12 protein-coding genes are annotated in these 9934 nt (G+C 39.6%); 11 read left to right on the forward strand and 1 reads right to left on the reverse strand.

All coding sequences use genetic code 11. The annotated features are described in order from the left end of the window. The first annotated feature begins 8 nt into the window (after positions 1–8). From flhA to A4245_RS15230, 11 genes are read left to right on the forward strand one after another with little or no spacing between them, the layout of a single operon-like run. Complete coding sequence (flhA, locus tag A4245_RS15180; RefSeq protein ID WP_067729414.1) at positions 9–2042, forward strand: flagellar biosynthesis protein FlhA; 2034 nt, start codon at positions 9–11, stop codon at positions 2040–2042. Beyond that, positions 2039–3160, forward strand: a complete 1122-nt coding sequence (flhF, locus tag A4245_RS15185; protein WP_067729416.1) for a flagellar biosynthesis GTPase FlhF — start codon at positions 2039–2041, stop codon at positions 3158–3160. The genes flhA and flhF overlap by 4 nt, the downstream gene beginning before the upstream one ends. Beyond that, positions 3150–4013 carry a MinD/ParA family protein gene (locus A4245_RS15190; RefSeq protein ID WP_067729436.1) on the forward strand — a complete coding sequence of 288 codons (864 nt, stop codon included), beginning with the start codon at positions 3150–3152 and terminating at the stop codon, positions 4011–4013. Before flhF ends, A4245_RS15190 begins: the two co-directional genes overlap by 11 nt. A gap of 5 nt (positions 4014–4018) precedes the next feature. After that, the gene (locus A4245_RS15195) at positions 4019–5065 is read left to right on the forward strand and encodes a protein-glutamate methylesterase/protein-glutamine glutaminase (protein ID WP_067729419.1); all 1047 of its coding nucleotides are present in this window, start codon (positions 4019–4021) and stop codon (positions 5063–5065) included. Positions 5066–5121: 56 nt separating this feature from the next. Next, positions 5122–5595 (forward strand): chemotaxis protein CheW, encoded by a 474-nt coding sequence (locus A4245_RS15200; protein ID WP_067729437.1) that lies wholly within the window; start codon positions 5122–5124, stop codon positions 5593–5595. Next, positions 5596–6234, forward strand: a complete 639-nt coding sequence (locus A4245_RS15205; protein WP_067729421.1) for a chemotaxis protein CheC — start codon at positions 5596–5598, stop codon at positions 6232–6234. Continuing rightward, complete coding sequence (locus tag A4245_RS15210; RefSeq protein ID WP_067729423.1) at positions 6227–6724, forward strand: chemotaxis protein CheD; 498 nt, start codon at positions 6227–6229, stop codon at positions 6722–6724. The genes A4245_RS15205 and A4245_RS15210 overlap by 8 nt, the downstream gene beginning before the upstream one ends. Positions 6725–6762: 38 nt before the next feature. Continuing rightward, positions 6763–7542 carry a FliA/WhiG family RNA polymerase sigma factor gene (locus A4245_RS15215; protein WP_067729425.1) on the forward strand — a complete coding sequence of 260 codons (780 nt, stop codon included), beginning with the start codon at positions 6763–6765 and terminating at the stop codon, positions 7540–7542. Positions 7543–7585: 43 nt separating this feature from the next. Continuing rightward, the gene (locus A4245_RS15220; protein ID WP_067729427.1) at positions 7586–8956 is read left to right on the forward strand and encodes a DUF342 domain-containing protein; all 1371 of its coding nucleotides are present in this window, start codon (positions 7586–7588) and stop codon (positions 8954–8956) included. Between the two features lie 44 nt (positions 8957–9000). Next, positions 9001–9273 carry a hypothetical protein gene (locus A4245_RS15225; protein ID WP_234402427.1) on the forward strand — a complete coding sequence of 91 codons (273 nt, stop codon included), beginning with the start codon at positions 9001–9003 and terminating at the stop codon, positions 9271–9273. Between the two features lie 12 nt (positions 9274–9285). Further along, positions 9286–9738 (forward strand): DUF6115 domain-containing protein, encoded by a 453-nt coding sequence (locus A4245_RS15230; protein WP_067729429.1) that lies wholly within the window; start codon positions 9286–9288, stop codon positions 9736–9738. 15 nt (positions 9739–9753) lie between these two features. Here A4245_RS15230 and A4245_RS20670 read toward each other — a convergent pair. Beyond that, on the reverse strand, positions 9754–9934 hold a 181-nt coding region (locus A4245_RS20670; protein ID WP_234402428.1), incomplete at its 5' end, for a hypothetical protein.

The raw sequence follows: 9934 nt of genomic DNA on the forward strand, positions 1-9934 counted from the left end.
AGACATTAATGAAAGCGCGGGATTTATCAGTACTTTTAGCAGTAATTCTAGTAATCATCATGTTGGTTATCCCATTACCGGGATGGCTATTAAGTTTTTTCATTTTAATTAATATCCTATTAGCGCTGATTGCTATCTTGGTTTCCATGAATACAACTGAACCACTGCAGTTCTCGGTTTTTCCGACATTAATATTACTATTGACTTTATTTCGTCTCGCGCTGAATGTTTCAACTACAAGGTCAATATTGTCTGAAGCGGACGCAGGTGGGGTTGTTGATACATTTGGAACTTTTGTAATTGGTGGAAATCCGCTCGTAGGTTTCGTAGTTTTTATTATCCTCGTAATCATTAACTTCCTTGTTATCACAAAGGGTTCTGAACGGGTATCTGAAGTGGCTGCACGTTTCTCACTCGATGCAATGCCAGGGAAACAAATGAGTGTCGACGCAGATTTAAATGCAGGGTTAATTTCAGAAAAGCAGGCTAAAGAAAGAAGAGAGAAGATTGAAAGAGAAGCAGATTTCCATGGTTCTATGGATGGTGCGAGTAAATTTGTCAAAGGGGATGCAATTGCAGGAATCATAATCGTGCTAATCAACATCGTATTTGGCCTGATTATCGGTATGGTTCAGATGGGTCTGTCCTTTGAAGAGGCGATTAATACATTCATGAGACTTACTGTTGGTGATGGGCTAGTAAGTCAAATTCCAGCACTTCTCATATCTACTGCTACAGGGATTGTTGTAACTCGGTCTGCCGGGGCGGGGAATTTAAGCGCTGAGGTTACAGACCAGTTATTACAGTTTCCGAAAATGCTCTATATTGCAGCCGGTACCATCTTTCTTCTTGGTCTGACACCAATTAACTTTTTTCTGACAACACTACTCGCCGGGGTTTTGGGTGTAAGTGCATATTTTATGCAAAAGAAGTCGGAAGAACCCGACATACCGGATATTGAAGAAGAGGATCAGACAGAAAGCTCTGCCATGAAGTCTTCTGAGAATGTTGTCAGTCTGTTGAATATGGATCCTATTGAATTTGAGTTTGGCTATGCGCTTATACCACTTGCTGATACGAGCCAGGGTGGAGATCTATTGGATCGGATCATCATGATACGCAGACAATTGGCTATTGAGCTCGGTATTGTTATTCCTATCGTTCGAATACGGGATAATATCCAACTTAATCCAAATGAATATCGTTTAAAAATTAAAGGGAATGAAGTTGCAGCAGGTGAACTTATGCTCGATCATTATTTGGCAATGGCTCCGGATTTCAGTGATGACGAAATCGAAGGCATCGATACAAAGGAACCGGCCTTCGGGTTGCCTGCCAAATGGATTAGCGAAGAAATGAAGGATGAAGCAGAAATGTCCGGTTACACGGTAGTGGATCCTCCTTCTGTCGTTTCTACCCATATAACGGAAGTAATCAAGAAGAACGCCCATACATTGTTAGGCAGACAAGAGACAAAACAGTTGATCGATCATCTCAAAGAAAGCTATCCAATTTTGGTAGAAGAAGTAACACCGGAGCCTTTGGCAATTGGAGAAATACAAAAAGTACTTGCCAAGCTGCTTAGAGAGAATATTTCCATACGGAACCTGCCAGTTATTTTTGAAACATTAGCAGATTTTTCCAAAATGACGAATGATACAGAGCTTCTTGGGGAATATGTGAGACAAGCCCTCTCATCTCAAATAACGAAACAGTATGCAAATGATGATATGTCACTTAAAGTGATTACAGTTTCAGGAAAAGTTGAAAAGCTGATAGCTGAAAATATCCAGCAGACAGAACATGGTAATTACCTTTCGCTTGATCCTGACGCACAGCAGGAAATTATTAAAACGATTCATGCTGAAGCAGAAAAACTTGCTCTTCAGGAAGAATCAGCTATCATCTTGTGTTCTCCTGCAGTGAGAATGTATTTGAAGCAATTGCTTGACCGTTTCCTGCCGCAAATAGTGGTGTTATCCTATAATGAACTTGAACCAGATGTTCAGGTACAAAGTGTCGGGGTGGTGAATGTAGCTTGAAAGTAAAAAAGTATGTAGCAAAATCAATGCCGGAAGCTATGAACCAAATTCGCAAGGAACTTGGACCGGAAGCGGTTATCCTTCATTCAAAGGAAGTTGTGAACGGTGGTTTTCTTGGCTTCTTCAAAAAAAAGAATATTGAAGTTGTAGCAGCACTTGATCCACAGCCATTGCCATTAAGGAAAAATGACAGTCCCGATCCGGCTCCAGTTGTACAGGAGAAGGATCAGGCCAGGGCCAATAATGATAATAACGACATGCTTCAAGAAATCAGAGACTTAAAAAAATTGTTTGAAATTCAATCGAGACAAGAAATCCAAACTTTTCCTCCGGTATATCAGCTGGCATACGAGGATTTACGGAAACAGGAAGTGGAGGAAAAGCTTGCGGAAGAACTTATCCGAACTGTTATCGATGAACTGGGTGACACGGAGGAAGAGATTACGATCGACCTTGTTAAGAATCATGTTAGGTCATTAATTGAAAGAAATCTTACTCATCATCGTTCACAGGGCATTGGATATGATAAAAAAGTAATCCAATTTGTAGGACCAACCGGTGTTGGGAAAACGACGACAATTGCTAAGATAGCTGCAAAAATGATGCTTGATGATCAGAAAAAAGTAGCTTTCATTACTGCAGATACGTACCGAATTGGAGCTGTGGAGCAGTTGAAAACCTATGCACGCATATTGGATGTCCCGATTGAAGTTGCATATACGATTGATGACTATTATGCAGCGATCGAAAAATTTTCCGCTTATGATGTGATACTCGTCGATACAGCGGGTCGAAATTTCAGGGATAAAAAATATATTGAAGAACTCGAATCCATACTGGATATGAGAATGATGAATACGTATCTAGTGCTTTCACTGACAACTAAGCAAAAAGATCTCATGGAAATTTATGAACAGTTTCAGCACCTTAACATTCGTGATGTCATCTTTACAAAGCTGGATGAAACAAGCCAGTATGGGAGTATCCTGAATATATCAATGGGAAAACAAGTAGGAGTTGCTTGTATTGCCAATGGTCAGGATGTGCCGGAGGATTTGATGGAATCGAAGCCGGAATATATCAGCAAACTTTTGGTGGGTGACCATGATGGCAAATGATCAAGCGGCAGGACTGAGACGTAAAATCAATTCTATGAAAACACCAAAAGAGGCAAAAACGATATCCATCATCAGTGGAAAAGGCGGGGTTGGGAAATCCAACTTTGCACTGAACTTCTCTCTTCAGTTAATAAAGAACGAGAAAAAAGTGTTGCTTTTTGACCTTGATGTAGGTATGGGAAATATCGATATTCTTATGGGGTTGAGAGCCAAAAAGACGATTATTGATATGTTTGATGAACGATTATCCGTTCATGATATTATTGAAACCGGACCAATTGGATTATCCTATATTGCTGCGGGATCAGGAATGACTAACTTCTTTAAGCTGAATGGGGAGGATAAAACCCATTTCTACGAACAGTACAAGGAATTGGTGCAGATGTATGATTATATCCTTTTCGATATGGGTGCGGGTGTTACAGAGGAAGGGCTGTACTTTATTCTTTCTTCGGATGAATGTATTGTCATTACAAACCCTGAACCAACTTCCCTGACAGATGCTTATGGAATGATCAAACATGTAATCAACAACCAGAGCAGCATGCCGGTATATATAGTAATGAATCGTGCGGCGAGTCATCGTGAAGGGGTGAAATCACTTCAAGGATTCACAGGGGTAGTAACTAAGTTTCTTGATGTCCAGATAAATTCGATGGGAATCATACCGGATGACAAGGTGGTAACGCAGGCTGTTATCAGACAAGTGCCATATGTTTTATACAATGAAAAATCGAAAGCTGCCAAAGCAATAAAAGAAATTGCTGATAATTATCTCGTAAATTCGAATGAAGTTGACAGATCTTCACCTTTCTCTTTTGTTCGGAAATTAAAACAACTAATCGAGAGGTGATTAGGATGATACCAATCCGGGTTCTAGTAATCGATGATTCGGCATTTATGAGAAAAGTAATCTCCAATATTCTCAATAGCGATTCCCGAATTGACGTGATAGCTGTTGCTCGGAATGGAGAAGAAGGCTTAAAGAAACTTAACGAACTTTCTCCAGATGTAGTCACATTGGATGTGCACATGCCAATTATGAATGGGATAGATACTTTACGGGAAATCATGAAAACCAATCCTACCCCTGTTGTGATGCTTTCCAGTGTCACAGAGGAAGGCACTGCAAATACGATACAGGCAATATCGAATGGGGCGGTTGACTTTATAACAAAACCATCCGGTCCCATATCCCTTGATATACAAATGATTGGGAATGAAATCACTTCAAAAGTGTATACAGCTTCTCAAGTCACCGTCAAAAAAAACAAAACAATAAGGGAGACACCAGTTAAAAGACTGATAACACCAATTGGAAAAGAGCATGAAAAAACAATAGTGACTATCGGAACTTCCACCGGTGGACCAAGAGCACTCCAACAGGTGCTGACCAGTTTACCTAATAATTTTCCAGCACCAATAGTAATCGTCCAGCATATGCCAAAAGGTTTTACGAAGTCACTGGCTGACCGTCTGAATGATCTGAGTGCAATTGAAGTGAAGGAAGCCGTGCATGGTGAAATGTTAGAAAAGGGTACTGCATATATAGCACCTGGAGGCAAGCATATGACCGTGAAGAAAATTGGCACATCCATAGCGATTCACCTATCGAAGGAGGCACCAATAAAGGGACATCGACCGGCCGTTGACATCTTGTTCGGTTCAGTCGCTTCGGTTAAGCAGGTGAATAAGATTGCTGTAGTTTTGACCGGCATGGGAAATGATGGTTCGGAAGGCATCGTAAAAATGAAGGACACTGACGAAAAGACAATCGTTATCGCCGAATCACAAGAAACCTCCATTGTATATGGGATGCCCAAGTCTGCTGTAAAAACTGGATATGTAGATCATCAATTACCACTTCATGAGATAGCAGATATACTCATTAGGTTAAAGAAATAATAAGGATTGCCGCGTAAAGGAATACATAAATGCATTTACTTGAAGGGGAGTTTAAAATGGAAAACATTAATGTTGAAACAAGAAAAATGATTATTTTCCAGCTCGAAGATGAGGAATATGCAGTATCAGTAAATCAAATCGGGTCTATTGAGAGGCTGATGCCAATCACGAGAATTCCTCAAACGGAACCTTTTGTCAAAGGGGTTATAAATCTTCGAGGTGTTATCATCCCTGTAATTGATTTACGATTGAGATTTAACATGCAGATTGCGGAGCTGAACGACAATAACCGAATTATTATAGCAAAATTCAATGAAGTAGAGGTTGGTCTGATTGTCGATTCTGCCAATGATGTAATCGACATTCCCGTAGATGAGATTGAGCCGGCACCAGAAGTAATCGGAACTGTTGATGCAGACTATATCGAAGGAGTCGCTAAAATAGAAAATCGTTTATTGATACTGCTGGATTTACCTGAAGTTTTATCGTTGCAGGAACTTGACGAATTGCAATTGATGGAAGGTCAATAAATGGAATATCTTCACTTAACCTCTTATCAAAAAGACGTTTTAAAGGAAATCGGCAATATAGGGGCTGGGAATGCAGCAACTTCGCTTTCAAAGTTACTTGATAAAAAAATAGAAATGAACGTTCCGTCAGTTAATGTTGTTGGCTATGATGAATTGATGGAATTGATAGGTGGTCCAGAAGAAATAATCGTCGGACTTCTGTTTCGTATCCACGGAGAAGCTCCAGGTACTGTTTATTTAATTTTAAAAGTGGAAGAAGCAGAATATCTGGTCAGGCAACTTACCAATGACCAAGACTTCTCTTTATTTGAGGGAAAACAGGATAAGGAAATGTCCCTCTCTGCACTGCATGAAATCGGCAATATCGTTACAGGTTCTTATTTAACCGCTTTATCGGATTTCACAAAAATTAATATGCAGCCTTCTGTTCCATATTTAGGAATTGATATGGCTGGTGCCCTCCTTACGGCAGGACTGCTGGAAATATCAAAGGTAATTGATTACGCAATTATAATTGATACGGAGATCAAACTAGATGATCAAGTAAAAGAAGGAATCAAGGGGAATTTCTTTCTACTGCCGGATCCTGAATCGTTCCCTAAAATATTTGAAGCGTTAGGAATTAACGATCATGAATAAGACATCCACCGTTGTTAAAGTGGGGATTGCTGATTTGAATTTAGTGATAGCCCCGGGCACAATCAGGACTTCTGGACTCGGTTCATGTGTAGGTGTGGTGATTTATGATGCTACGAAAAAGATAGCCGGATTATCACATATCCTGCTCCCTGATTCCAGCGCAGCTAAACAAGTTAAAATAAATCCATTTAAGTATGCCGATACAGCTATCCCTTGTCTCGTAAACTCGCTACTCGAAAATGGTGCCAGAAAATTTGCTTTAAAGGCGAAAATAGCTGGTGGAGCACAAATGTTTCAATTCAGCTCCGGCTCGGATATGATGCGGATAGGTCCAAGAAACACCGAGGCTGTCGAACATAAGCTGAGTGAACTGAACATCTCGGTAATTTCTATGGATGTCGGTGGCAATGTCGGAAGAACAATAGAGTTTGACCCTCAAACGGGTAACTTGAAAATAAAGAAAGTCAATAAGGAAGAGTTTTTTATTTGAGAAGTACGTTAATAAAACGGAAGGGGGAGCACAGACAAATGAATTCAAAAAATACTCCTCTTGAACAGGAGCTTTGGAACGATTGGATTACAAATAAGAGCAGTGAGGCTGCCAATGAACTGATCTCCAATTATATGTATCTCGTCAATTTTCATACGGAGCGAATTTCAAGTCACCTTCCAAATAACGTCAGCAAGGATGATGTTAAAAGCTTCGGCCTTCTGGGACTTTACGATGCGCTCAAGAAATTCGATCCCGGCCGTGATCTGAAATTTGATACGTATGCATCATTCAGGATTAAAGGGTCGATTATTGATGGGCTTCGAAAAGAAGACTGGCTTCCAAGGTCCATCCGAGAAAAGACAAAGAAAGTGGAACAGGCTTCAGAACTTTTTGAACAACAAAACCAAAGGGAAGCAACTTCCAATGAAATTGCCGAACTTACCGGAATGACAATAGAAGAAGTGGAATCGACCGTTAAAGATTCATTATACGGCAATATACTTTCGATAGAAGAAAAGCCAAAAGGAAGTAACGGTGATTTGAAAGATGGGATAGGTTATTCGATTCCGGATGAGTCTGCAATACTGCCAGACAAGCATATTTTACAGAATGAAATACAAGGGGAGCTTATCGAAGGTATAAAATCTTTAAATGAAAAAGAACAGCTTGTAATCAGCCTTTTCTATAATGAAGAATTAACATTTACCGAAATTGGTCAGATCATAGGCTTAACCACTTCAAGAATTTCTCAAATTCATAAACGTTCTATTTTTAAATTGAGAAAGTCATTGAGCAAAATGCAGGTTTTATATTGAAGATAGCGTTATAGGGATGACATAATTCCGAAGGGGAAAAGATATGAATCAGCTAGATGATTTTTTTTACATTGAAATATCCGATGATCAAATGTCTGCTAAACTGCACGATAAGGAGACAGAGGAGGATCAGGAGATAATAATGGATGAATCTGCAATCAGAAGCTTTCTTGATGCCCATCATATTATATATGGAATTGAGCAGGAGACGATTAATCTGCTTCTATCTGACTCTAAACGGGCATTTCCACTAGTCATCGCAACAGGTCTATCGGTAATCGATGGGGAAGATGGAAAAATTCAATATGAACTCAATTTAGACACAAAAGTGGAGAGGACATCAGGCTGGAACTTCCGAGATGTCATGCGGATACCGAGTGTAGTTAAAGGGCAAAAATTGGCTACCATTATTAATCCGACACAAGGGGTGGAAGGCATTAATGTAAGCGGTAATCCGGTACCACCTAAACCTGGAAGGCCAGTAACGTTAATTCCAGGTAAAAATGTGGTTTACAGGGAAGAAAATATGTCATTTTATGCAGCATCTGATGGACAAATCAGTATCATAGGAAATTATATTCATATTCAGCCAGTATATGAAGTGCCAGAGTCCTTATCAATGAAAACTGGTAATTTGAACTTCGTGGGCACGATAGTCATACATGGAAATGTTCCGGCTGGTTTTGAAGTGAAGGCTGATAGGGATGTGAAAATATTTGGTATGATTGAAGCAGGAACTGTTACGGCGGAGGGCTCTGTTTACGTATCCGAAGGACTTGCCGGACAAGGGACTGGTTCAATAAAAGCAGGAGAGAACATAACGATAGGATATATTAGCCAAGGGAACGTATATGCAGAAAAGGACCTTTATGCAGAGAATTCCATTTTACACAGTGAATGTGTTGCCAGAGGACATATTTACTGTCAAAAGGGCAATATAATCGGAGGCACTCTATCCGCAGGAAAAGCTGTCGAAGCAAAAGATATCGGCAATCACCTTAGCACGAAAACGGAGATAATATTTGGTGTCAATAAATCAATTTCTAATAAAGAAGAAGAATTGAAAGCGAAACGAAAAAAACTTAAAGATACACTTCGCAAACTTGAGCTGATAGGAGCAAGACTTGACACACAGGACATCTCATCAAATCCTAAATTAAGAATTTCCCTTCTTCGGCAAAAAAACTCAGTAAGCAAAACGAAAGAACAATTAACCGAGATAGAAGATACATTAAGTAGAATAAATTCCCATATTGGAAGTGAAAAAGAGGCACACCTGACAGTCAGAAATTTCATTCATCAAAACACCACGGTAGCTTTTGGCAAATATCAAAAGAAAATTATCAATACCCACCATTATGTTAAGATGAATCTAATAAACAATGAAATTATGATACATCCTTTATTTGATTAAAATAATCGAAGGAGATGATCTCTCTGAGCTGGAAGTCGATTGAAATGCAAGTGGCTCTTCCGAGGACACAGGATGCAGGTAAAATTCAAGAGAATATGATGAAGCAAGGCCAGCATTTCCAGGAATCCTTAGGACAAACGCACATTAAGCAGGAAGAGCTCAAGCGGAAAAAAGTAAATGAATCAGAAGAAACAAATAAAACAAATAAAGATAAAGAGGGATCTCAATCCCAAGGTGAAAATAATAACACTCATAGTGACCATGAAAAGGAAATTGATCATCCATTCTTGGGAAAGCAAGTTGATTTTAACGGTTAGAGGAGAAATTAGATGATATCTTTCTTATTGATTATAAGCTTTTTATTGCACGTGATTGGAATGGCAGCTATATATAAGCTGTATCAGCAGCTGGCGTCCCTTAAAACACAAGATGCAAAGGAAATAGAAGGGTTGTTTGAAGCCTATTTGCAGGAAATCAGGAACGAAAACAGGCGTTTGCAAGACCAACTGCTAACTGCTGAAAAGAACAGTGAAACGATTAAAGACTCTTCTGAATCCGCAGCCTCTCAAGAAACCATTGCAACGGATGTGAAAGAGGAATTTAGTGAACCTTATGCAGCTGGTGACGGGCCAGAAGATATCCTTGAAGCCTCATTGGAATCAAGAGTCCTTCAGCTGCATAGCGAAGGACTCTCACAGAACGACATTGCACGCAGACTAAACTGCGGAAAAACAGAGGTGGAGATTATTCTTAAATTACACTCTCAACCTTCGAATCAATAAAATAAGTAGAAAGACTTACTGAGCTAATCTTAGAATCTCATTAATAATCACCTTGCTAGATTTGGTAAAACTTAGGCTGTCAAAATAGGTTGGTTTTGAAATTTTTGTTGCTTCTAATCTACGCAGTTTATGTAAAATACGAAGTAACTGCTGGTTGATTTCCGCTGCGGACAGTTGCTTTCCGCGGGCACGGCCT

The organism is Oceanobacillus damuensis, assembly GCF_001618145.1.
GTDB classification, from domain to species: Bacteria; Bacillota; Bacilli; order Bacillales; family Amphibacillaceae; genus Oceanobacillus; species Oceanobacillus damuensis.

Excerpts from the sequence above, each read along its gene's own strand:
- A4245_RS15205 (WP_067729421.1), top strand. The coding sequence starts at position 5,596 with ATGGAATATCTTCACTTAACCTCTTATCAAAAAGACGTTTTAAAGGAA.
- flhA (WP_067729414.1), top strand. The coding sequence starts at position 9 with ATGAAAGCGCGGGATTTATCAGTACTTTTAGCAGTAATTCTAGTAATC.
- A4245_RS15200 (WP_067729437.1), top strand. The coding sequence starts at position 5,122 with ATGGAAAACATTAATGTTGAAACAAGAAAAATGATTATTTTCCAGCTC.
- A4245_RS15215 (WP_067729425.1), top strand. The coding sequence starts at position 6,763 with ATGAATTCAAAAAATACTCCTCTTGAACAGGAGCTTTGGAACGATTGG.
- A4245_RS15220 (WP_067729427.1), top strand. The coding sequence starts at position 7,586 with ATGAATCAGCTAGATGATTTTTTTTACATTGAAATATCCGATGATCAA.
- A4245_RS15190 (WP_067729436.1), top strand. The coding sequence starts at position 3,150 with ATGGCAAATGATCAAGCGGCAGGACTGAGACGTAAAATCAATTCTATG.
- A4245_RS15225 (WP_234402427.1), top strand. The coding sequence starts at position 9,001 with ATGCAAGTGGCTCTTCCGAGGACACAGGATGCAGGTAAAATTCAAGAG.
- A4245_RS15210 (WP_067729423.1), top strand. The coding sequence starts at position 6,227 with ATGAATAAGACATCCACCGTTGTTAAAGTGGGGATTGCTGATTTGAAT.
- A4245_RS15195 (WP_067729419.1), top strand. The coding sequence starts at position 4,019 with ATGATACCAATCCGGGTTCTAGTAATCGATGATTCGGCATTTATGAGA.
- A4245_RS15230 (WP_067729429.1), top strand. The coding sequence starts at position 9,286 with ATGATATCTTTCTTATTGATTATAAGCTTTTTATTGCACGTGATTGGA.